Here is a 23311-nt window from a genome sequence, read left to right on the forward strand (position 1 = left end):
GGCCACCTCACCCGGATCGGATGAACCTGGCGGGCGTCCGCGGGCCCGCGCGGTGCCGCCGGCCCGCGGGGAGCAACTGCCCGCCAGGTCCGCCCCGGTCGGCCTGCCCACCGGGTACGCCCGACGGCTGCCGCCTCGATCGCGTGCGCCCCGGGAACGTACGCGCCTTCGCCCACGCCCGCGGACGGATACCTGGATCTCGGGTACGAGCGCGACCAGTTCCGGCGGGAGACGATCAACTCCACCAACGAGCCGGCGCGGGTCGACGAGGGCTGCAACCGCCACCGGCCGTGACTCGATCCTTACCGGTCTACAGGCGCTGCCCGTGGTGCCGGACCAAGCCGTGGCCACCTTGCGCCTACTCGGTCTCGATCAGGCTGCTGCCCAAGACGACTTCCGCGACGAGGAGCCGGGAAAGATCATGCACGAGTTCCGGTACAGCGAGTTGTCCGCGTTCGAGGAGCAGCCCGACACGCCGTACTTCGCCAGGACGTGGAGCCGACCATGAGACCCGCAGCGGAGAGCATCAGAGCGACACGACCCAACCGCCGTCGACGGTGAGCGTGTGCCCGGTGACGTACGCGGACGCGTTCGAGGCGAGGAACACCACGGCGCCGGCCAGGTCCCCCGCCTCGCCGACCCGGCCCAGGGGGATGTGCCTTGCCACCAGTTCGTCCTCGACTTCCCTGGTGGGCATGAGGTCGGCGGTCATCTCCGTGCGCATGTAGCCCGGGGCGATGGCATTCACCCGGATGCCATGCCTGCCCCACTCGTAGGCGAGGTTCTTCGTCAGCTGCACCACGGCGGCCTTCGACGCGTCGTACACCGAGGACCGCTCGCCGTCGACGACCAAACCGCCGATGGAGGCGAGGTTGATGATCCGGCCCCCGCCGCGCGGCCGCATGGCCCGCGCGGCGCGCTGGGCCACGAAGTACGTGCCGCGCAGGTTGACCCCCAGGGTCAGGTCGAACTCGGCGGCGGTGGCGTCCAACGCGCTGTTGCGCAGCGACACACCGGCGTTGTTCACCACCACGTCGGGGACGCGGCCTTGCTGTTCGAGGGCGCCGAACGCGGCCTCGATACTGTCGAGGGAGGTGACCTCCAGCGCCAGCGGAAGCGCGCGGACGCCCTGCTGGCGCAGGTAGTCGCAGGCCTGCTCGGCGCGGTCCGCCGTCAGGTCGGTCGCGATGATCTCGGCGCCGGCGTGGCCGAGGGCCAGGGCCTGGGCGCGGCCGAGACCGCCGTGGGCGCCGGTGACCAGGGCGCGTGCTCCGTCGAGGGTGAACAGGGATGTCAGTGCGGCCGGTGGCACGGCGCTGTCCTTTCCGGCGGCTCGGGCACGCCCCTCGGGCGGCTACAGGCCGTAGTTGGTGAGGATCTCGAACACCTGCTGGGAGTCGTGGCGGACGTGCTCGCGCATCTGCTCGGCGGCGGTGGCGGCGTCATCGTCGGCGATGGCCGCCGCGAGGGGGCGGTGGTCCACCGCGGTCCAGTCCGGGGTGGTGACCACCTTGGAGCAGAAGTACCACTGCCGCAGGGCCAGGTTGAAGTGGATCCGGGCGGTCGTCTTGAGGTACTCGTTGCGGCTCATCAGGTAGATGCCCTTGTGGAACGCGGCGTCCAGGTCGATGCACCGTTGCAGGTCGGTGGTGCGGGCCTGCTCCTCGGCGAGCGCGACGAGTTGTTCCTTCTCCGCTTTCGAGCCGCGGCGGCAGGCCAGCGTCGTGGCCAGGGACTCCAGTTCCAGTCGCAGTTCCATGACCGAGCGGGAGTCCTTGAGCGCGATCTCGGTGGCGTAGGTGCCGCTGCGCGGGTAGATGACCACCAGCTTCTCGAACTCCAGCCGCCTGATGGCCTCACGCACCGGGGAGAGGCCCACGCCGAGGTCGGCCCGCAGGTCGTTCTCGACGAGCCGGTCCCCGGGCATGATCTCGGCGCGGACGAGTCGAGAGCACAGGCTGGCGTAGGCCGATTGGCTCAGCAGGGCGTTACCCGTCTGGTCAATGCCGACGAGCGCGCCCTTTCCGACGTACTCCGACAACATCGCGATTCCTTCCCCACGTCGTGCGCCGCTTCTGCGCAGCGGCCCCGCACTCTGGCAAGCTACCGGACGGTTACGGGCGCTTCGACGCTCCGGCGCGGGACGGGTCGCCGAGAAGGTCGTCGATCACCGTCGAGATGCCGTTCTCCACCGTGCAGGCATAGTCCCCGACGGAGAACTCCCCACCGAGCACCTCGACCACCTTCAACCCGACGCCGTTGACCGAGAGCGAGTCGGTGAGCTCGACGGCTGCGGGTCCGAAGCTCCGGTGCTTGAGAACGAAGTCCTTCGAGGTGTCCCGGGAGACGATCTCGAAGATCCGGAACCCCGGCCCGTCGGCTTCCGGCAGGGCGTGGACCTGAAGGTGCGGGTAGAGGGACATGTCGGCCCAGGCCGCGTTGTCGTGCCCGTCCCCGGGGGTCATCGAGATACCGAAGATCAGCTTGCCGGAGCGGTGCACGGCGCCGGAGACCGCGTCGGCGGTGTCGGTCAGCGCGATGTCCGCGTACTGCTTGGGATAGCCCCAGACCTCCCGGCCGAAGGCGACGCTCCAGGGCTGGTCCTCGTACTCGAAGAAGTAGTTGACTCCCCGGTGATCGCCGTAGCGGACGGGAATGACGACGCCCGAGTCGTAGAAGGGGCCGGGGGTGGCGTTGCCGAAGTCCGCGATCTGCACGACGAACCGGTCGTCGGCGAGCTCGAACGGGGTTGGCGCGAGGAGCGCCTCCAGGTTCGCCCGGTCGCCTCGGCAGTAGACGGAGAGGCTGCGCAGGTCCTTGCACCAGTAGGGCCGGTCGCCGCTCGGGTACCCGAGGTAGGTGAAGAAGTCCCTGGTGTCGTACGTCTTGCTCATCGGTTGGTTTCCCTGACCTTGTCTTATCGAGGGTGGGCCTAGTCCCGGCCGGCTTCGTGGATCTTGCGGAGGAACGACCGGAGTTCGGGCGCGGTGGGTGATTCGAAGATCTGCTCGGGCGGGCCCTGCTCGAGGATCACGCCCCGGTGCAGGAAGCAGACCTTCGATGAGATCTCGCGGGCGAAGGGCATCTCGTGGGTCGTCATCATCATGGTGATGCCGTCGGAGGCGAGTTCCCGGACCAGGTTCAGCACCTCGATCACGAGTTCCGGGTCGAGGGCTGAGGTGATCTCGTCCAGCAGCAGGGCCTGCGGGCGCATGAGCATCGCCCGGGCGATGGCGACGCGCTGCTGCTGGCCGCCGGAGAGCTGCGAGGGATAGGCGTCGGCCTTGTCGCGCAGGCCCACGCGGTCGAGCATCGCCCGCGCGTTGGCCTCGGCCTCGACCTTGCTCGCCACGCCGGCGCGGATCGGGGTGAGCGTGCAGTTCCGCAGCACCGTCATGTGCGGGAACAGGTTGTAGCTCTGGAAGACGATCCCGACCCGGCGGCGCAGCCCGACCAGGTCGACGCCCTCGCCGGAGACGACGTCACCATCGAGGAGGATCTGCCCGCCCTGGACGTCCTCCAGCCCGTTGACGCAGCGCAGCAGCGTCGACTTGCCGGAACCGGAGGCGCCGATGAGCGTGACGACCTCGTGCCGGCCGACGGTGAGGTCGACCTTGTCCAGCACGGTGAGGTCGCCGTACCGCTTGGTCACCTTGTCGAACTCGATAAACGCTCGGGACATGACTCACGCCCCTGTCTTCCTGGCCCCGGTACGGGCGAGCAGGTAGTCGACGAACCGGGTCTGCGGGATGGTGATGAGAACGAAGACGATGCACACGGCGGTCACCGCGGAGAGGTTGAAATCGTTCGCCGAGTAGATCTTGGCCTGGCTGAACGCGTCGATGATGCCGACGACGATCACCAGCGCGGTGTCCTTCTGCAAGCCGATGAAGGTGCTGAGCATGGGCGCGGCGATGTTGCGGGCCATCTGCGGCAGGATGACGAACCGCTGGACGTCGGTCTGGGTCAGGCCCATGGAGAGGGCTGCGGAGCTCTGGCCGGGGTTGATCGACTCGATCCCGGCGCGGTACAGCTCCGCGTTGTAGGCGCTGTACGTCATGGCCAACGCCACGATGGCGTAGACGACCAGCGATCCGCCGCTGAGGAACGGCACCTCGGTCAGCGGTAGGCCGTAGCAGACGAGGTAGATCAGGACGACCGACGGGATGCCGCGGAACACGTCGATGTAGGCGATGGACAGCGCCCTGACCGGGCGGAAGCCCCGGCCCGGCAGTTGCCGGCCGATGGCGAGCACGAGCCCGAAGACCATGGCGAGGACCTGGGCGCCGAGCGCGATCTGGATGTTGATCCACAGGGCGCGGAGGATGTCGAGGAAGCTGCGCGACATGTACTCGCCGTTGAAGAACGTCTTCTGCACCGCCCCGTCGTTGGTGAAGACCATCAGGGCGAGCACGGCCACGATGGCCAGGCAGCCGCTGAGTCCGAGGGACGAGATGGCGGCGTTGCGGGAATGTGCCGCCGCCCGGCGGGCCTCGACGTACCGACCGGCCCCCCAGTCCTGCCGGGACCGGCGGCTGCGCCGGTAGGCCAGCGAGAGGGGCCAACCGAGCGCGGCGACCGGGAGCGCGGCACCGAGCAGGATCCGGGTGGCGGGTGCGTCGACCAGCATGGTGGCGAGCTGGTAGCACAGGGTCGCGGCCAGGACGGTGAGGACGGCGGCGGCGGTGAGGTAGGCCGTCGTCGACAGTGGCCTGGTCGGAGTGAGGCCGGTACCGGACGTTGTCGGCGGGGCGTCACGTGTCTCGGGTGACTGTACCTTCATGGTCAGACACTCCAGTCGGCCAGTTTGTCAGGGTCGCCGCCGAGGATCGGGTTCAGCCACTTGTCCATGATGGCGGCGAGCGTGCCGTCCTTCTCCATGTCGGCGAGGATCTGGTTGACCGCCGTGACGTTCTGCGAGCCCTTGGGGAACAGCGCTGCCACGTCGCCGCCGACCGGGTACTGTCCGATGACCTCGAGCTTGCCGTCCGAGCTGGCCGCCCGGGGCATGACGGTGGCGGTGTCGTTGAGCGCGGCGTCGACCTGCCCGGCCAGTACGGCGTTGAAGAGGTCGTCGTTGGAGGCGAAGACCCGCACCTGCTTGGGCTTGAGCGTCTCGTTGACGTACGTGAGCTGAACGGATCCGGCGAGCACGCCGACGGTGGCCGTCCTGATGCTCTCCTTGGTCAGGTTGGATCCGGTCTTGACGAGGACACCGGTGCGATAGGTGTTGTAGGGCGTGGAGAAGTCGACGGCCTTGCGCCGTTCGGGTGTGTCGTAGATGTCCCAGACCGCGAAGTCGAAGTTCGAGGTCTTGGCGGTGACGAGGGCCTCGAACGAGGCATTCACCAGCTTGATCTTGCTCAGTCCGGCGCGGTTGGCGATCTCGGCGTCGAGGCAGTACATGTAGCCGCCGTTGACCGATTCGAGGGTGTTGCCCCGGTAGCCGGCCGGGTAGGGCAGCGAGGCGGCGACGGTGAGGGTGCCCTCGGTCATGGTCTTCAACTCGTGGACCGTGGGGTTCGCTGTCACCTCACAGTCGCCGAAGCCGGTTGCCCCGGAGCCGGCGGACGAGGTGTCCGTGCCGCACGCGGCCAGGGCGAGCATCCCGGTGATGGCCGTGGCAACGCCGAGGGAGCGGAGTGACCTCTTCATCTGACACCTCCGTGTCGATGGTCATGACGCAATGGGGGAGAATGGAATGTCAGTGACATGTTAGTGAAGTGTGAAAGACGCTACACCTGATCAGCAGGTCAGTCCAGAGGGCTTTCAGCTGGTAGGGCCCGTCAGCGGGAGCCCATGTGGGGGTAACGATGGTCGCGCGGCGGGTCGAAGGTCTCCTTGATCGACCGCGGCGAGATCCAGCGGGTCAGGTTCGACGCCGCGCCCGCCTTGTCGTTGGTGCCCGAGGCACGGGAGCCGCCGAACGGCTGCTGCCCGACCACCGCCCCGGTCGGCTTGTCGTTGACGTAGAAGTTGCCGGCGGCGAACCGCAGCCGTTGGCTGGCCCAGGCGATCGCCGCGCGGTCGCGGGCAACGACCGCGCCGGTCAGCGCGTACGACGAGAATGACTCCATCTGGTCGACCGCGTCGGTGAAAGCGTCGTCGTCGAAGACGTGCACGGCCAGGATCGGCCCGAAGTACTCCGTGCGGAACATCTCGTCGGTGGGGTCGGCGCTGTGCACGACGGTGGGGCGGACGAAATAACCGGTCGAATCGTCGACCTCGCCACCGGCGAGCACCGTCAGCGAGTCCCGCCGGTGGGCCCGGTCGATCGCGGCCCGGTGCCGGCTCAACGCCCGGGCGTCGATCACCGCCCCCATGAAGTGGGAGAGGTCGGTGACGTCGCCCATCGTCAGTGCCTCCACCTCGGCGAGCAGCGGTTCGCGCACCCTGTCCCACACCGACCGGGCCACGTACGCCCGGCAGGCAGCCGAGCACTTCTGCCCCTGGTACTCGAACGCGCCCCGCAGCAGCGCCACCCGCAGCACGTCCGGATCGGCCGAGCCGTGCGCGAGCACGAAACCCTTCCCGCCGGTCTCTCCGACGATCCGGGGGTACGACCGGTAGCCCCCGAGGTTCGCCCCCACCGTCGACCACAAATGCTGGAACGTCGCGGTGGAGCCGGTGAAGTGGATACCGGCCAGGTCGCGGTGGGCGAGCGCCACTGCCGAGACGTCGAGGCCGTCGCCCGGCAACATGTTGATCACGCCGGGCGGCAGGCCGGCCTCCTCCAGCAACTCCATGATCAGGCTCGCGGCGAGCTGCTGGGTCGGCGCGGGCTTCCAGAGCACCGTGTTGCCCATCAGCGCCGGCGCGGTCGGCAGGTTTCCCGCGATCGCGGTGAAGTTGAACGGGGTGACGGCGTAGACGAAGCCCTCCAGGGGGCGATGGTCGGTGCGGTTCCACACCCCACGGGAGTTCGCCACCGGCTGTTCGCCCATGATCTGCCGGGCGTAGTGGACGTTGAACCGCCAGAAGTCGGCCAGCTCGCACGCGGAGTCGATCTCGGCTTGGACAGCGGTCTTCGACTGGCCCAGCATCGTCGCGGCGTTCAGTCGCTGCCGCCACGGGCCGGCCAGCAGATCGGCAGCCTTGAGCAGGATCGCGGCGCGGTCGTCGAGGGACAGCTCGCGCCAGCCGGGCGCCGCCTCCCCCGCCGCCGCGATGGCGTCCTCGGCGTCGGTCCGGGTGGAGTTACGCAGCACCCCGAGCACGTGGCGGTGGTCGTGCGGCTGCACCACCGCGATCTCCGCTCCCCCACCCATCCGGCGGCGGCCACCGATCGCGGCGGTCAACTCCACCGCTCGGCTCTCCTGCCGCGCCAGCTCCCGCTCCAGCTCTGCCCGCTCGGGGCTGCCGGGGGCGTAGCTCAGGGTCGCTTCGTTGACCGGGGACGGCGGACTCGTAACGGCATCCACTCTTGTCCTCCTCGCATCGACGGAATCCACGGTCCAACTGAGGCCGGACCGGCGGGTGGGCGCGGTTGGTGATGCCCGCCGAGGCTTACCCAGATCTGGGCACCTCGGCCGGCGGGCTGACATTACAGTAAAATGTCAGATGGGCCAGCCCTCAACTCCTGACGCCCCTGCCGCCTGACCACTGACGCCGCCAACGCACAGTTGGTCTCGAATCGCCCCCGCGATCCCGACGCGGGTTCGCCCCACTCAGCCACGCCTGCCCGCGCACCAACAACATGATCATTGTGTGCGACCACCGCGCATGGACCCTCGAAGCCGAGACCGCGATCTACACCCTCGGCGCACGCGGGCCGCCGCCCAGGCCCCTGCCGGCAGCACGGCCGGGCAGCGCCACCGGGCCGAGGACATCCAAGAGCGCGGTCGCGTCATCCTCACCAACCCTCGCTACAGCGGGGTGGCAGGCGTGGAACCAAGCAACGCGCCGACGAGGTACTACTGGACGTCGAGGACGTGGCGATGGACCACCGGCGTCATGCGCTGGAACGCCTGCGACAAGTAGGTGGTCTCCAGGGAGATCACCCGTGAGCACTCATCAACGAACGAATCCTTCCCGAATTTTCGCCCCACCTTGCACTCAGGTCCCCTGCCAGTCTGGGGTATGGGACTGGACATCCGCCGGGATGCCGATTCGCCCATTCGTCAGAACAAGAGGCGTGATCTCCGTCGTCTCGCAAAAGCGCAGGTAGCCGACGAAGCACTCGACACCGTCACCGCAATCGACAGCGCGCAAGCCCAGCCACTCCAGCAGCGCCCGAAGCTGGTAAAACATGTCAGGATGCAGTTCCTGGCGCACAGTCAACGCCCAGCCGTCCGGCTGCTCCCGCCTGACCAACTCGGCGATGAGCGCGCCTCCCGCTCGCCAGGCCACGCCCCGTTGCCCGAACATCGGCGCTGGTTCGGCGGTCTCCCACTCGCAATCGGGATCGTCGGGATCCCCCAGCGGATAGGTCTCCAGATAGGCGTCCGCGCCGATCAGCAGCTGCCCAGGCCTGGGCCCCTGTCCCACGTGCCACCGCAGCTCGGCAAGCTCCCCGTCGGGGACGTCGCCACGCAAGTCGATACTCAACACAATTTCGTACAGGTCTCCCACTAAGCGCACCCTACCCTCTCTACCAAGACCAGATAAGACCCCCGAGGGACCCAGACCTCACGGAGAACAGCGGTGGCGTCAGGCTGGTTCGGGCGAGGAATCAGTCGAGCAGGTCGGGGCGGTACTGGATGCGCTTGAGCCGGTTCTCGATCCTCGCGAAAAGGTGGTCGACGCCGTAACAGCAAGTTGCCGATGCTGCGTTTCAAGTGCGACCGGACGCCCTCTAATACTTCAGAACACAGTAAACAACAGTGGGGTGCGTGAACCGGTACCAGTGGTTCCACCGGTAGTCCCGCGTGCACCTGTCGCCGTTGGACGCCCCTGGGACGATGTCGACAACGTGAACCGTGCCCTTTGCCTTACACTTCGACGCGCCGACGATCCAGCCATCATCCTTTGGGAATTTGTAACAGTAATTGCGCACCAGGTGAAGCTCCAGGCACAGGCGGTAGCCGTCTTCCGTAATGTACGCAGACTCGGGATCGGCGCACGCACCCCGGTCATAGTCCACCGAAACCACCCGATAGGTGCCACGCGTGCCGTTACAGTTGCCAATCCCCAGGAAGTCACCGTCTTCGCTGACGACGATGCACTGCCCGATCTTCGCGGGCGGCGGTGGCGGAGCCGCCTCGGTCGTCCGGTCCTCCTCCTCAGGCGGGGAATACGTCTCCTCGGTGGACGGCGGTGAGGGTGTCGTCGGCGACGGCACGGGAGAGGATCCGTCCGCGACGTTTGTGGGCCGGCCATCGTCGCCCATGTTGGAGACGACGAGCGCGCCGGCCGCGACCACGCAGGTCCCGAGCAGGCACAACGCCAGCACCCCGGCGATGACGCCGATGATGAGCCCGTTGCGCTTCGGCGGCGCCGACGGCGGCGCGGCCATGCCGGGTTCCGGTGGGGTCACACCCTGGTTGTGGGGCACGTCAGACGGCGGAGGCAGCGTCACCCGAGGAGTGTGACATAGATCCACTAAGGACGGCCAGACTCCCGGCCCGGGCCAGATCAGCGGCCAGCAGGCTGGTCTTCAGCGGGCACCGTACCGCGCTGGCTCGGTAGATCAGCCGATGCGGGAAGGCTCACGCCATGCGATCGTCACCGCTGGCCCGCGACGGCGGCCGGGAGCAGAGGGGATTCCGCCTTGAGATCGTGAATCCGCTGCCGCAGCGATTCTTCGACTCCCGGCGGCTGCGGTTCACCCCGGTCGCGGCGCAATCGGGCGAACGCCAGGTCCAGTTGCGCGGAGTGCAGACGCCTCATCCGGGTGTAGGCCGGACGGTCGCCACGCAGGAGTGCCTGTAGCCGCATCCGGAAGCGCAGTGGCGGATTCACCAGTACGGGCACCTCGGCCGGGATGATCGCGCCGCGCGAATCGCGGGCCTCCCTCCGGAGGTGCTGGTGCAGCGACCTGGTTTCTTGACGCAACGCGATGATGATGAGAAACAGCAGGATGGCGAACGCCGGTCCCTTGAGGACGACGAGGTTCAGCGGCTGCACCACGAACAGCTGAAGCAGGGAATTGTCAGACTCCCAGTACAGGCCCCCCATCGCGAAGACGTCCCAGATCAGGTGGGCCGCGATGGCGACGAGGAAGCCGCTACCAACGCAGACCGCCCGCCGCCGCCAGTCGTTGAACTGTGTGGCGAGTCCGATGCCGGCGCCGATGATCCCCGTGTAGGTGGCGTGGCTGACCAGGAGCCCGGTGACCTGCCGGTACCAGTGCTGGTAGAGCACGGTGCCGAAATCTCCCGTCATGTAGGACATCGACTCGGCGAACTGGAAGCCGATTCCGACGCAGGCGCCGATGACGATGCCACCGAGCATGCCGTCGACGCGCCGCCAGGCGAGCAGCACGATCACGAGGACCCCCGCACCCTTGCCCAACTCCTCCGGGACCGCGGCGGCGGCCGCGTGACTGAGGATCGCCGCGGTGCCCGGCAGAAGCTCTGCCGTGATGACGACGTGCAGGATGCCCTCGACCATCTGGGCGAAGTACGCGGCGACGAACAGGCCCCAGGCGAAGGCGACCACGACCAGTCGCCACGGTGGCTTGCGGTTGCGCTGCATCCGGCGGAATGTCCACAGCGCGAAAAGGGTCGTTGGAATGCTCAGCAGCGCGCCCCGCCAGGCGATTCCCACCTGTAGGAGGGTGAGGAACACAACCAGGAGGGCGGGCACGGCGAACACCAGTCCACCGCAGATGGCCCAGGTCATGAAGCGGCGACGCGGCGAGCCACCCGCGGCTGAGGTTACGGCGACGACGACAGCGGCGATGCAGGCGGTGAACAGTGAGATGCCGGCAACCCCGAGGCTGACCATGCCGAGGACGCGTACCCCCGTGCCGTCATCGCGGATGACGCCGACCAGCGACGCTACGGCGATCATCACCAGCAGCGCCTCACCCGTCGTGAGCGCGGCGCCGAGCCGGTCGAGCCGGTACGCCGCCGGCACGGTCGGATCCGGCACCACCGGGCGGGGCGGCGGTGCGAGGCCGAGCCCGGATCCCTCCGGCGGTGCGCTGGTCGGCTGCGGCGTCTCCTCCGTCATCGCTCGATTTCCACGTGCACCCAGGCGAGCACCTCCTCCGCCCGGTTTCCTCGGACGGTGGCCAACACAAACTGGTATGTCCCAGCGGGTACCGCGGAGGTGGCGCTCAACGGCACGGGACTGGCCCGCAGGCCGTCGAGATCCGGCAGGTCCACGCTGTTGGTCCGGTGGCCGAACGCGTCGTACCAACTCGCCCGCGCGGGTTCCGCGGCTACGGACGCGGCCACACCCTCGTCGATCGTGGCGGCCGGGATCTGTCCCTGCCGGAATCTCTCCTGCGGCAGATCGCCAATGCTCGCGGTGGCCGAGTCGAATGCGTAGAGCCGGATCGGCAGGGCCGGAGAACGTTGTGGGGTGGTCGGCCAGGACACGGCCAGGACGACAGCCGAGGCGAGGACGACGACCACCGCGATCAGACCGAGGACAGTCATCACGCGTACCGGAAGGCGAGCTTCCGTGGGCTCGGTCCCGTCTGGCACGGCTCCCTCCGTCCACGGTGGTGGGTTACCCTAGCCTAACCCGTAGCGGCGGTCGTACAAGCGTACGTGGACACGCATGCGCATGGCTCAATCCCGACGCTCGGATTGGGAGGCTATGTCTGCGGCGGTGTCTGTCAACGTGCTGGCCGAGGGCGTACCCATCGATTGTGGCGGCATGGCCGACGGCCTCGCCGGCTGTTACGGAGCGGTCCCCGCCGTCGGCATCGCAGCGATCGCGGTGCTGGGTGGCGCCGCCCTCGCCGGTTACACGGCGTTCGCCGTGTTCTTTCCACAGGTGCTCGATGCCCTGATGGGAATACCGGCGACGACGGACTCGATGGGCCGCAGGTCGGACTGGAAAGATCCCGGCACACATCCGCACCAGCCGACCCGGCCACCGGACTCGCAACTCGCCGGTGGCGACCCGGTCTACCACCGCCCGGGCGCCACGGCGATCGGCTACGACGAGCGGACCATGCGGAACTTCGACGCCGTCGCACCCGAGCCGGGTTACCACGACGTCGTGGTCCATGGTGAGCGCAACGGGCTGTTCCTGCCGGGCCTGATCGGGGCAGACGGTGCCGACCATCCGTCGAACTACACCCACCCGGCCCAGATCGCCGAGGCGATCCGCGGCAATCCGCACTACGACGGCGGGCCGGTGCGTCTGGTGTCCTGCCACTCGGGCACCGTGAGGCCCGACGCGGGTGTCCCGCCGCCGGCCCAGCAGGTCGCGGACGCGCTGGGGGTGACGGTCATGGCGCCTACCGACGCGGTCGGTGTGAACCGGTATGGTCCGGTGGGGCAGGTTCCTCGGATCAGGCCCGGCGGCCAGTGGGTGACCTTCTATCCCGGCGGGGGGACCGATGGGTAAGCCGGCGTTGCGGTTCGCCGGGATGTTCCGCGAACTGGGACCCGTCGGCCTGGGCCTGGTTCAGGAGAGCATCTTCGACAACGTCTCCGCCGAGGAGATGCCGGATGTCGACGAGGTCGTCCGTTACCTGAGAGCGGGGTACGTCCTCATCGACATGATGGACCTGGCCGACGACCCGTTCGACTCGGCGCGACAGGTCATGAACGGGTCGACGATCCGCACCGACGGCGACTGGCTGTGGCGCGACGATCTGGCGTACTACGTCCACCGGCACCGGGTGGCCCTCCCCGAGGACTTCCTGGCGCTGATCCGCGAACGCCGCTACACCGTGCCGCACCGGGACGACGAACTGCTCCGCGAATGCTCACTGGTGGCCGAGGAACTGATGTTCTGACCACAACACCCTGGTCGAGGTCCGAAGCGTCAGCACTGGCGCGGCATCGCCCGGCCAGGCACCGCGTCGGCGGCAGTGGGGCCGAGCGCTGACAGGCGGCGTACGGCCACGAGCACGGGACAGCGTTGCCGTCCAATTAAGCCAGGTCAGCCGATCCATCCATCGACGCCGGCGTCTCGACGCCGATCTCGTCGCGGACCCGGCGCAGCGCCGCGAGCAGTTCGGTGCCGATCTCCCGGCCGCCGGAGCGGTCGGGGCAGAGCAGCTGGGACAGTCGTTCGCTGCCGATCATCGGCTGCCACGGGCGGTGCAGCGGTACGCCGGGGGCGGCCGTGTCCACCCGCAGGCGCACGGTCGGGGGTTCGCCGGTCGCGGGGAGCGCGGCGGCGGTGACCGGCGCGGAGAGCGGACCGGTGACCGTCACCTCCGGCACGGAGGCGACCGACGGGGAAGCGGGCTGGCCGATCCTGCGGCGCAGGCATCGGCCTGCGCCGCAGGATGGTCAACGGCCTCGCTGCGGCGTCAGGGGGTCTCCGGGCGCGGCAGGGAGAACTGCTCCATCCGCATCAGCGGCGCGACACGCTGCTTCATGGCGCCCTCGCTGAACGGCTTACGAAGCAGGTCCTGGGCGAGCGCGTTGCCCAGCGCCGCCATGACCATGCCCTGGTCCAGCGCCAGGTAGCGCTTCGACACCTGCCCACTGGTCACGTTGACGGCGTCGTAGAAGCCGCCAGGGCCGTACGCGTCGAAGTCCCGCCGCAGGTTGGCCAGGTTCCGCAGGGCGTCGTCCTCGGCGTAGCGCAGCGCGAGGAACGAGGCGTGGGGGGTCACCACACCCTGCCCGTACGCCGTGGGCAGCGGCTGCGCCGGCCGGCATTCGCCGTACCCGTAGTCGACGGTGGTGCGCTCCTGGTCGGAGCTGTACCCGCCGGCGTCCATCCCGATCGGGTCCACGCCGTACTCCCGGTACCCGCCGGCCGGGTTGTTCGACGGCGAGAAGCCCCAGTAGCCGTAGCCGGCCTCGCGCAGCCCGTGCTCGATCTGCGCCCGGACGTACGTCGGGTGGTTGATCGCCCAGCTGTCCTTGCCCCACTGCTCCTCGGGCACGAACAGCGGCACCATCAGCGCCTCGAACATCGAGCCGCCCCAGGTGGGCACCAGTTGCATCCCGCGGTAGCGGTAGGCGCCCTCGAACAGCCGCACCCCGAGGTAGGTGCGCCACTCGCCGACCGCCCGCTGCTCGGACCACGACCAGTCACAGCCCTCCGGCGGGAAGGTCCGCCACATGCCGAAGTAGTGCTGGGGCGGGATCTGGCCGGCGGCGATGCCCAGGTAGCTGGCGATGCGCGGCTCGGTGTTGAAGGCGCCGTAGTGGTGGCAGGTGTAGTACACGTCGGGGCCGCCGCGGTAGTTGCCGGCGACGGAGCAGCCGGGCGGCGGCTCCGCCCAGAAGCCGCCGCGGATCTGCCGCTCGGCCGGGTTGTAGTAGTAGCCGAAGTCCATCCGGCGCAGCAGCGCGTCGGCCGGCGCCGCCAGCTCCGGCACCTGGTCCTTGACGATCGTCAGGGCGGTGGCGATCCAGCCGTTGTCGACGCTGGACAGGAACGGGTGCAGGGTGCTGCCGTCGGCCGGCCAGGTGGTGAGCTTCGCCCCGGTCGACGGGTGGTACCAGTTGTAGTACATGCCCGATGCCTCATGGATCTCCAGCCGGGCCAGCGTGGCCAGGGTCTGGGCGATGCGGGCCCGTGCCTCGTCGGCCGGGATCAGCCGGGTCTCCCGGGCGACAACGCTGCTCCACAGGTAGGCGCCGATGTTGGTCGGTGAGGTGTACGCCGAGCGGTCGGCCGGGTCGAGGCCACCGCCGATGTTGTCGGCGACCAGGCCGGTGGCCGGATCGACCAGGGCGGCGAACGAGCGCCACGTGTCCGCGGCGTACTGGTGCAGGAGAGCGTTGTGGCCCGTGGTGGACCGGGTGGCCGGAGAGGGGGCGGCGGTGGCCGCGGGGGCGGCGGCGACGACCAGTCCGACGGACATGATCACCCCCGCGGCGACGGTCAGACGATTTCTGGGTCGCACGGAAGACTCCTCACTTGAGGCCGGTCATGGCGATGCCTTGCACGAAGTAGCGCTGCAGCAACACGAAGATGAGCAGGATCGGCAGGATGGTCACCACCGCGCCCGCCATCAGCAGGCCGTAGCGGGTGTTGTTCTCCCCGATGGCGTAGAGCGCGAGGGCCACGGGGAGGGTGTACTTCTCCTCGGACTGGGCGACGACCAGCGGCCAGAGGAAGTTGTTCCAGGTGGCCAGGAACTGCAGGATCCCGAGCGTGGCCAGGGCCGGTCCGCACAGCGGCAGGATGACTCGGGCGAAGATCCGGAACTCCCCGGCACCGTCCACCCGCGCCGCCTGGATCAGGTCGTCGGGCAGGCCCAGGATGAACTGTCGCATCAGGAACACCCCGAGTGGCTGGGCCAGCCACGGCAGGATGAGCCCGGCATAGCTGTTCACCATGCCGAGCTTGCTGACCAGCATGAACAGCGGGACGAAGGTGACCATGCCCGGCACCATCAGCATCCCGAGCACGAGCGCGAACACCGCCCGCCTGCCGGGGAAACGGAGCTTCGCCAGGGCGTAGCCGAGCATCGAGCAGAAGACGAGATTGCCCAGGGTGATGGCGACGGCCACCAGGGTGCTGTTGAAGAAGAACTGCGGGAAGTCCAACTGCGTGAACAGGTGCCGGTAGTTCTCCAGCGTTGCGGACTCGGGCAGCCAGGTGGGTGGCACCCGGCGGACCTCGGCGTTGGTCTTGAACGAGCCGAGCAGCATCCAGACGAACGGACCGACCAGGAGTACGAGCCCACCGGCGAGGACGGCGTACACCCACAGGTGGCCCCGGGCCTCCGGCGCGCCACCCACGACCCGGCGCCTTCTGCCGGTACGGCGCGGTGCGGGCGGGGCTGGTGTGTGCACGGACGTGGTCATGACGGCTCCCTCACGTCTTCGACCGGAGCAGCCGGAACTGCACCAGAGTGAGGACGAGGATGGCGATGAAGAGGACATAGCTGATGGCCGCGGCGTAGCTGTAATTGCCGAAGCCGAACTGGTTGTAGACGTAGAAGGCCACCGACAGCGTCCGGTCCAGGGGCCCGCCCTGCGTCATCACGAACGGCTCCTCGAAGAACTGCAGGTAGCCGATGCCGGTGATGACGCCGCCGAACAGCAGCGTGGGCCGCATCAGCGGCAGCGTGACATGGCGGAACCGCGACCACGCGCCGCTGCCGTCCATGGCCGCCGCCTCGTACAGCTCCCCGGGAATCGCCTGCAGGCCGGCCAGGAAGATCACCATCAGGTACCCCAGGTTCCGCCAGGCCGCCATCAGGATGAGCGCGGGCATCGCCGTCGTCGGGTCGGTCAGCCAGCTCGGGCCGTCGATGCCGACGTAGCCCAGCAGCGTGTTGACCAGCCCGCCGTCCGGCTCGAGCACGAAGCGCCAGACGACGGCAACGGCCACGATGCTGGTGACGACGGGCAGGTAGTAGCCGACCCGGAAGAACGTCCGGAACCTGGTGATCCCCGCGTCCAGGCCGACCGCGGCCGCGAGCCCGAGCACCATCGTCAGCGGGACCCCGACCAGCACGAAGTACGCCGTGTTGATGGCGGCCTGCCGGAACGTGTCGTCACCGAACAGCTTGACGTAGTTGTCCAGGCCGACCGGGTTGACCCCGAGGGGGTCGCGCAGGTCGGCGCTGCGCAGGTCGGTGAAGCTCATGGCGAGCGAGGCCAGCACCGGGCCCGCCATGAACACCACGAACACGAGCAGGAACGGGAGCGCGAAGCCCCAACCCGCGATGCCCTCCCGGCGCCTGCCCGTGGTCGTCCGGTTGCCGCCGGTGCACGCGGGTCGCGCGGTGGCGGAGGTCATCTCAGCTCCCGGTGCCGATCGAGGACGCCTTGGCCTGCATCTCCTTGGTGGCGGTGGCGGGATCGGAGACACCGCGGACCACCCGCTCGATGCCGTCGTCGATGACGTCGGCGACCTGCTCCCAGGTGGCGATCGCCGGGGCCGACTTCGCGTCCTTGAGCTGCTGGCCGAACGCCTTCAGGAGCGGGTCGTCGGCCAGCTTGCCGGACTGCCAGGCCTCCTGCACCGACGGGAGGCTGCCGACCAGGTCGTACAGCTTCTGCTGCGCCGCGGGCGTGGTGAGGAACTGGACGAACTTCCAGGCCGTGTCGCGGTTCTTGGAGTCCTTGTAGACCACCAGGTCGGAGCCGCCGATGAAGGAGGTGCCGGCCTTCTCGCGGGGCATCTGCGCGACGTCCCACTTGCCCTCGAGCGCCGCGCCGCCGTCCTCACGCAGGATGCCCATGTGCCACGGGCCGGACACGAAGGCACCCACCTCACCCTTGATGAAGCCGGGTCCCACGGCTTCGGGGGCGAGCTGCGCCGACGCGAGTCCCTGCTTGAAGAACGAGGAGTAGCACTCCAGCGCCTTCTGCATCTCCGGGGTGTCGAGGGTGAACGTGCCGTCCCGCATGATGTCGGCGCCGGCCTGCCAGGCAAAGGGCATGAACGTCTGCCACGAGCCGGTCCCGCCCGGTTGCAGGTAGATGCCCCACTTGGCGCCGCCCCTGTCCTTCATGCCCTTGGCGAAGTCGGTGAGCCCCTGCCAGTTGGTCGGCTTCTGCACGCCCGCCTTCGCGGCGAGGTCGCTGCGGTGGAAGATCAGCCGCGTCTCGACATACCACGGGACGCCGTAGGAGGTGCTGTTGACGACCGTGGTGTTCCACGCGCCCTCGAAGAACTTGCTCTTGTCGACAATCCCGTCGGGGGTGGGGTCGAGCGCACCCGTCTTGGCGAACTCCCCCATCCACGTCGTACCCATCATGCTGACGTCCGGCGTCTGCCGACCCGCGATGGCGGTGGCGATCTTGTCGTGCGCCGCGTCGAAGGGGAACGACGTGACGTTGACCTTGGCCTCCGGGTTCTCCTTCGTGAATTCGGCGGCGAGCGCGGTCAGCTTCTCGCCCTCGGCGCCCATGGCCCAGACCGTGATCTCGCCCTTGGCCTTGCCTTCGGCAATCTCCTTGCCGGCGGGCTGGCCACCGGAACCCGAGCCGCCGTCGTCCCGGCCACAGCCGGTCACGCCCAGCGCAAGGGCAGCCACCAGGGCTGTGGCGTACCTCCAGTGTTTCTTCATGGCTTTCCCTTCCTTGGGGTGGTCGCCGACGCCGCTCGGCTCGTGCCGCTGTGGCGCGATCTGGGGGTGTGGCGTCAACCGGTGGGTGTGGGTGTGGTGCTCGTGGGGCAGCCGCAGCTGCCGCGGATGACGAGGAGCCCGGGGCAGCGGCAGCCCCAGGTCGCGATGGGCCTGGCGGAATCCCGCCCAGCGCTCGGTCACGTCGGGCGAGCCGTTCGGGTCGCCGACGAACTCCAGCCGGCGCAAGCTGTGGTCGGCAAGCAGGTGCCGGGTCAGCGCGGCCGTCGCAGCGGTGTTGTCCACCCGCACGGCCGGCACTCGGGCGGGCCCGTCGCCGGCCAGGACGACGATCGGACGCATGGTGGCGAGCTCCTCGATCGTGTCGTGGGAGACGGTTCCGCCGAGCACCGCCAGGCCGTCGACCCGGTGGGCCATCTCGATGACCTCGGCCTTCGAGTCGGCGCGCAGATGGGTGCAGAGAATGTGGACGCTGGTTCTGGTCTTCACCGCCTCCGACTCGAAGCCCTGGATCAGCTCGGAGAAGTAGGGCCCGGACAACCCCGGAAAGACCAGGCCGACCGCGCCGTGCCGGCGTGCCGCCAGGGCCCGGCCGAGATGGTCCGGCCGATAGCCGTGCTCTTCGATGGCCCGCAGCACCCGGCGGCGGGTCTCCTCGGACACCTGCCCGGTGCCGTTGGAGACCCGGGACACCGTCGCGACCGAGACCCCGGCCAACCGAGCGATCTCCCGGACCGTCAGCCGACTGTTGCTCATGCCACCACCGACCCGTTACGTCTTCGATCCCTGAAACCGGTTACAGCAGCACCATAGGCAGCTGTGTCCCAGTTCACAACCTCACGGCCCGAGATTTCCGACGACGAGGAGTTGGGACGCCACCGTCGCACCAGGGTCGAATGTGGAACCGACCCCACCGGACGGCCGCCGACCAGCGCGGCCACCGCGCCCTTCACCCCGGCCCCGATGGCCGTCCCCGGAGGCGAGACGCCATGATCGAACCAGTGCCGGTCAGTTAAGGTTCGCGCATGCCTAAAGCGCCATCGGGATCGCAATGGACGATCAGCTTCGGCAACCAGACCGCCGTCATCGTGGAGGTCGGCGGAGGCCTGCGGACCTACCAGGCCGGAGACCGCGAGGTCGTCGACGGGTACGCCGAGGACGAGATCTGCCCGGCCGGCGCCGGTCAAGTCCTCGCGCCCTGGCCCAACCGGCTGCGCGACGGGCAGTACACCTTCGGCGGGCACACCTACCGGCTACCGCTGTCCGAACCGGCGACCCACAACGCCGTCCACGGCCTGGTCCGCTGGGCCCCCTGGCGGCTGCTGGAGCAGACCCCGTCCGCCGTCACGCTCGGCTTCGACCTTCCGGCACAACCGGGGTACCCGTGGAGCCTCAGCCTGACCACCCGGTGGGAACTGGCGGGCGACGGCCTGACGGTGACCCACACCGCGACCAACGACGCCGCGGAGCCGGCGCCATTCGGCTTGGGCGTCCACCCCTACCTGCTGCCGCCGGTCTCGGTCGACGAGACCTGGCTACGCATCCCGGCCCGGTCACGGCTGCTCTTCGACGCGCGCCATCTGCCGATCGGGGAGGCGAAGGTCGCCGGCTCGGAGTTCGACTACACCGTCCCGAAGCAGATCGGGACCGCCCGCCTGGGCACCGCCTTCGGCGACGTCATCCTGGCCAGCCGAGATCGGCACACCGTCACGCTCGGCACCCCAGACGCGCCGGTCACCAGCGTGTGGGCCGACGCTGCGTTCGCCTGGTGGCAGGTGTACACGGCCGACAGCGTGCCGTCGCCCCGCCACCGGCGGTCGATCGCGGTGGAGCCGATGACCTGCCCGCCGGATGCCCTGCGGTCAGGTCGCGACCTGATCGTGCTCAAGCCGGACGAGCCGTGGAGCGCTTCCTGGGGCATCACCCCCCACTGACAGATGCTGATGAAGCACTACCCCGCGCAGTTCAAGGCCGACGCGGTGACGTTGTACCGGTCTCGGCCGGCTGCGACGATCGCCGGTGACGCGTTGGTCAGCGCGGGGCGGGGACGACGGCCGGGGCCTGTTCCAGCAGCGCCGCCGGAAGCTGGGGCCCGGCGGGCAGCGCCACCGGTTCCTTGGCGCGGGTGACCAGGTCGACCACGGTTCGGCTGAGTCTCTGCGAGGACTCCGACATCGACTGGTTGGCGGTGACGATGGCGGTGACCACCTCGGCCCGCTTCTGCTGGCCGTAGCGGACGGCCTCCTCGATGCCCCGGCCTGGGCGTCGATCGACTCGGCCACCTCGAGGATGGTTTCCGGGCGGACGGTAGGGGTCTGGATCACCCGGGCGATCTGCGGCACGGCCGTCCTCGACGCCGCCGCGTACGCGGACAGCACGTCGTTGGCGCCCGGTCCACCCGTCGTTGTCGCCCATCGAGCCGCTGCCGTCGAGGCAGTAGTAGACGGCGACCGGCCGGCGGTAGCGGGTCTGGTAGCGGACCAGCGCGGCCTGGATGACCAGGGCGAACGGAAACTGGATGGGCCGCGCGGGGTACCCGGGCCGTTGCCGGCGAAGTGGTCGGATGGACGCTGGCCGAGGGGCCGACGGCCCGAACCTTCGCGGTCCGGGCCGTCGGGTTGTCGCGGGTGCCGCTGGCGTCGCGCAAGCCCGGGACAGCCTCAGCCGGGCTGGCCCCGCAACTGCCGGCGCCACCGCGCCCTTTCCTCGGGAACGCGGAGCACGCCCGGCGCGACCCAGGTGCCCGCATCGTCACGGGCGCCGACGAGGGCGAGCCCGTAGAAGACGCGCGGTGCGCCATCCAGGACGAGAGACACGGTGCGGCCGGTCGCCGGCAGTTCGGTGACCTGCCCGATGGAGTCGACCTGGCGCACTGAGTCAGCCTTCGTGACGGCCGTGATCTCGGTCTTTGTCGGCCACGGGTCGACCCAGACCTCCGGGGCCGGGAAGTACCACCCGCTCGGGTCGTGATCGGGGTTGAGCAGGTAGCCGTCGGCGCGGTTCCACAGCACCGCCGCCTCGCCGTCCGGGGTGTCGAAGAGCAGCCCCTTGGTCTTCGGGTCGGCGAACGTGAGCCACCCGATGAAGTCGGCCCGGTCGAGCAGCCGCGCCGCGTTCGCGTAGGCCAGGAGCGACGGCTTTGCGCTGAGGTCACGGTTCATCAGGCCGAAGTGGTACTCGACGTTGCCCGGATCGGCCACCTGCGGGTTGCCGAGGACGCTGTCGTGGAACTGGTACCAGCAGACCCCGCGTACCCCTTCCGCCTTGGCGAGCGCGAGGGTGAGGAAGACGTTTTCCGCCGCGTGCCGGTAGGTGTCGTTCCACCAGGCGTTCGGCCGGGTGCACGCGTACGCCTCGGTCAGCCAGATCTCCTTCTCGCCGTACTCGGCCATGAGTGCCTTGAGTTGCCGCAGGCCGCCGAGGAAGTTCCAGTAGGTTCCCGTGCTTCCCGCGTCCCAGTCGTCACCGTCCGGCACGTAGTCGGGGGTGAAGTTGCCCCGCCCCGGGTGGTAGGCGAAGGCGTCGATGAGGTCCCAGCCACCGCCTGCGTAGAAGTTTTCGAGCCACGGCTTGTCCATGCCCGCCAGGCCGTTGTTCATGATTTTGATCGGCGCCCCGATCGCGGCGGCACGATCCGCCACCGGGCGTAGCGCCTTGTCGATGTAGGCCTGCGCCGCCAGCCCGGTGTTGAACGGGCGATTGAGCTCGTTGCCAACCTCGAAGTAACCTGCCCCCGCATCGAGCGCCGTCGCCAGGCTCGACGCGGCCCAGGCGGCGGCCTGCTCGTCGGTGACCTGCAGGGATGGCTGGAGCTCGATGTTGTGGCGCATGCCCCGCTCGTCGAAGGCGCTCGGCGGCAGGCCCGGTCCCCCGGCATACGAGATGCGGACGACACTGACCCCGACGGCTTGCCACAGGTCGAGCAGCGCGTCGGCGGACGGCCGCTGCAGCCACGGATAGTTGGCCATGCCGAACATGCTCGATGCACCCGCCTCGTACGTGTGCGGTTCGAGCACGGCGAGATTCGTACGGGCGAAGGCCTCGTCCCCTCCTGACGACGCCGTGACCTCACAGACGCAGATGCCTGCGGGCGGGGCCGGGAGGCTGAACGTGTGCTCCCGTGCGGCCCGCGCTGGGACGGTGATCTGCGCGACATCCGTGGCGAGCTGCGCGCCGTCGAAGTCCCGGACCCACCACATCAGGTTGACGACCCGGTCGCTGGCGCCGCCGTTCGCGACCAGGGCCGTCACCTCCATCGGTTCGCCTCCGGCCTGCCAGATGTTGAAGTCGCGGTTTGTCCACAGCTCGATGCCGAGGTCGCGACCACGACCGATGGTCGCCGTCGCCGATGGTCGGGTCGCACTGAAGAAGAAGTCTGCTTCGCTCCGGTATGTCCCGTCATTCTGGAGGACTCCTGGCGCGTGGATCCACGTCGAGTTCGTCCAGGCCTGTCGGGACCGCTGGAGGAGAAACATGCCGTGGAGGGTCGCCCACGTCGACACGTGCGCGACGCCCGAGGTCACCTCGAAGGGGATGCCGCCCCCGCCGTCTCGCACCCACTCGGTCACCGCGACGTAGTCGTCCGGCTCCGTCGGGCTGAGGATCGCCCGGCTGAAGAGGAACCCCTCGGGCACGAGGGTCTCGGGGCCCGAGACGTGCCATTCGATGTGCGCGCGGTCGGTCGACACCGACACGAGGGCGTGGACGGCGACCCCGCCCGCCGCCGGGCCGAAGGTGTAGTCCATGCGGATCATCGGCGATCCGTCCGCGCCTTCGACGAGGCTCGGGAGGCCGCCGGTCGACGTGTGGATCCCCGTGATCCGGTCCTTGACCTGGAACCGCGACCCCTGCGATCGGATGGTGCCAGCCCCGTCCCGGATCGCGAGCCGCCCACCGACACTCCCGACGACGCTGATCCCCGCCGCCGACAGCACGATGTCACCCGCGGTGGCGGCGGCGCTCACCGGGCTCGGCTCGACCATGAGGAGCACTCCCCCGACGAGGGTCGCTCCGAGGAACCCGCGCCGGGTCAGGCTGGGCTGTTGGGGCCGTGGTGACGCCATGGCGACCTTCCTCTCCCCGGCGGACGCCGAGTGATAATGCGTATCTGCGGATGAGTCGGCGCCATCGTGGACTGCCGGCGATGGCGCCGTCAAGACTCTTGCGCGACACCGCTGATACGGATTATCTTCACCATCCCTGGGTGCAGATACGGATTATCACGGTGGAGAC

At 69.0% G+C, this 23311-nt stretch carries 22 protein-coding genes; 4 read left to right on the plus strand and 18 right to left on the minus strand.

The genetic code is table 11. The features are described 5' to 3' along the window. Window positions 1-343: 343 nt before the first annotated feature. The gene (locus tag ACZ6Q9_RS24185) at window positions 344-508 is read left to right on the plus strand and encodes a type 1 glutamine amidotransferase family protein (protein WP_393268650.1); all 165 of its coding nucleotides are present in this window, start codon (window positions 344-346) and stop codon (window positions 506-508) included. A gap of 18 nt (window positions 509-526) precedes the next feature. On the opposite strand, the gene ACZ6Q9_RS24190 is transcribed toward ACZ6Q9_RS24185, so the two are convergent. From ACZ6Q9_RS24190 to ACZ6Q9_RS24240, 11 genes are all read right to left on the minus strand, one after another. Next, window positions 527-1312, minus strand: coding sequence for an SDR family NAD(P)-dependent oxidoreductase (locus ACZ6Q9_RS24190; RefSeq protein WP_396829630.1), 786 nt, complete (start codon window positions 1310-1312; stop codon window positions 527-529). Between the two features lie 42 nt (window positions 1313-1354). Beyond that, on the minus strand, window positions 1355-2044 hold the full coding sequence (locus tag ACZ6Q9_RS24195; RefSeq protein WP_393268655.1) for a GntR family transcriptional regulator: 690 nt from the start codon (window positions 2042-2044) through the stop codon (window positions 1355-1357). A 70-nt stretch (window positions 2045-2114) separates the two neighbouring features. Then, entirely contained in the window at window positions 2115-2894 is a 780-nt protein-coding gene (locus ACZ6Q9_RS24200; protein WP_396829631.1) for an acetoacetate decarboxylase family protein, read from the minus strand. 38 nt (window positions 2895-2932) lie between these two features. Beyond that, the gene (locus tag ACZ6Q9_RS24205; RefSeq protein WP_393268661.1) at window positions 2933-3682 is read right to left on the minus strand and encodes an amino acid ABC transporter ATP-binding protein; all 750 of its coding nucleotides are present in this window, start codon (window positions 3680-3682) and stop codon (window positions 2933-2935) included. Between the two features lie 3 nt (window positions 3683-3685). Further along, window positions 3686-4783, minus strand: a complete 1098-nt coding sequence (locus tag ACZ6Q9_RS24210) for an amino acid ABC transporter permease (RefSeq protein ID WP_393268664.1) — start codon at window positions 4781-4783, stop codon at window positions 3686-3688. A 2-nt stretch (window positions 4784-4785) separates the two neighbouring features. Beyond that, window positions 4786-5655, minus strand: a complete 870-nt coding sequence (locus ACZ6Q9_RS24215) for an ABC transporter substrate-binding protein (protein WP_396829632.1) — start codon at window positions 5653-5655, stop codon at window positions 4786-4788. Between the two features lie 131 nt (window positions 5656-5786). Beyond that, window positions 5787-7421, minus strand: coding sequence for an L-glutamate gamma-semialdehyde dehydrogenase (pruA, locus tag ACZ6Q9_RS24220; RefSeq protein ID WP_396829633.1), 1635 nt, complete (start codon window positions 7419-7421; stop codon window positions 5787-5789). Between the two features lie 634 nt (window positions 7422-8055). Further along, window positions 8056-8571, minus strand: coding sequence for a hypothetical protein (locus ACZ6Q9_RS24225; protein ID WP_393455148.1), 516 nt, complete (start codon window positions 8569-8571; stop codon window positions 8056-8058). Between the two features lie 223 nt (window positions 8572-8794). Further along, the gene (locus ACZ6Q9_RS24230; protein WP_393455151.1) at window positions 8795-9517 is read right to left on the minus strand and encodes a hypothetical protein; all 723 of its coding nucleotides are present in this window, start codon (window positions 9515-9517) and stop codon (window positions 8795-8797) included. A gap of 146 nt (window positions 9518-9663) precedes the next feature. After that, window positions 9664-11019, minus strand: coding sequence for a PrsW family intramembrane metalloprotease (locus ACZ6Q9_RS24235; RefSeq protein WP_396829634.1), 1356 nt, complete (start codon window positions 11017-11019; stop codon window positions 9664-9666). Window positions 11020-11111: 92 nt separating this feature from the next. Then, the gene (locus tag ACZ6Q9_RS24240; RefSeq protein ID WP_396829635.1) at window positions 11112-11546 is read right to left on the minus strand and encodes a hypothetical protein; all 435 of its coding nucleotides are present in this window, start codon (window positions 11544-11546) and stop codon (window positions 11112-11114) included. A gap of 175 nt (window positions 11547-11721) precedes the next feature. Here ACZ6Q9_RS24240 and ACZ6Q9_RS24245 point away from each other — a divergent pair, with 175 nt between their 5' ends. Next, a complete protein-coding gene (locus ACZ6Q9_RS24245) occupies window positions 11722-12468 on the plus strand; it encodes a hypothetical protein (protein WP_393268682.1) in 747 nt (248 codons plus the stop codon). After that, window positions 12461-12862, plus strand: coding sequence for a hypothetical protein (locus ACZ6Q9_RS24250; protein WP_393268684.1), 402 nt, complete (start codon window positions 12461-12463; stop codon window positions 12860-12862). The genes ACZ6Q9_RS24245 and ACZ6Q9_RS24250 overlap by 8 nt, the downstream gene beginning before the upstream one ends. Window positions 12863-12998: 136 nt before the next feature. Here ACZ6Q9_RS24250 and ACZ6Q9_RS24255 read toward each other — a convergent pair whose 3' ends face one another. The 5 genes from ACZ6Q9_RS24255 to ACZ6Q9_RS24275 form a co-directional block, all read right to left on the minus strand. Continuing rightward, window positions 12999-13295 carry a hypothetical protein gene (locus ACZ6Q9_RS24255; protein WP_396829636.1) on the minus strand — a complete coding sequence of 99 codons (297 nt, stop codon included), beginning with the start codon at window positions 13293-13295 and terminating at the stop codon, window positions 12999-13001. 89 nt (window positions 13296-13384) lie between these two features. Beyond that, window positions 13385-14938, minus strand: a complete 1554-nt coding sequence (locus ACZ6Q9_RS24260; protein WP_396829637.1) for a glucoamylase family protein — start codon at window positions 14936-14938, stop codon at window positions 13385-13387. Window positions 14939-14948: 10 nt separating this feature from the next. Then, a complete protein-coding gene (locus ACZ6Q9_RS24265; RefSeq protein ID WP_466021431.1) occupies window positions 14949-15779 on the minus strand; it encodes a carbohydrate ABC transporter permease in 831 nt (276 codons plus the stop codon). Window positions 15780-15855: 76 nt separating this feature from the next. Then, window positions 15856-16785, minus strand: coding sequence for a carbohydrate ABC transporter permease (locus tag ACZ6Q9_RS24270; protein WP_396829638.1), 930 nt, complete (start codon window positions 16783-16785; stop codon window positions 15856-15858). 1 nt (window position 16786) lies between these two features. After that, on the minus strand, window positions 16787-18835 hold the full coding sequence (locus tag ACZ6Q9_RS24275; protein WP_396829639.1) for an extracellular solute-binding protein: 2049 nt from the start codon (window positions 18833-18835) through the stop codon (window positions 16787-16789). Window positions 18836-19104: 269 nt separating this feature from the next. Between ACZ6Q9_RS24275 and ACZ6Q9_RS24280 the strand changes: the two genes are divergently transcribed. Then, the gene (locus ACZ6Q9_RS24280) at window positions 19105-20013 is read left to right on the plus strand and encodes an aldose 1-epimerase family protein (RefSeq protein ID WP_393455181.1); all 909 of its coding nucleotides are present in this window, start codon (window positions 19105-19107) and stop codon (window positions 20011-20013) included. A 97-nt stretch (window positions 20014-20110) separates the two neighbouring features. Here the strand turns inward: ACZ6Q9_RS24280 and ACZ6Q9_RS24285 are convergent, their stop codons facing one another. Then, window positions 20111-20287, minus strand: a complete 177-nt coding sequence (locus tag ACZ6Q9_RS24285; protein WP_396829640.1) for a hypothetical protein — start codon at window positions 20285-20287, stop codon at window positions 20111-20113. A gap of 452 nt (window positions 20288-20739) precedes the next feature. After that, complete coding sequence (locus ACZ6Q9_RS24290) at window positions 20740-23142, minus strand: hypothetical protein (RefSeq protein ID WP_396829641.1); 2403 nt, start codon at window positions 23140-23142, stop codon at window positions 20740-20742. Window positions 23143-23311: the final 169 nt, after the last annotated feature.

The organism is Micromonospora sp. NPDC049139 (assembly GCF_055586845.1).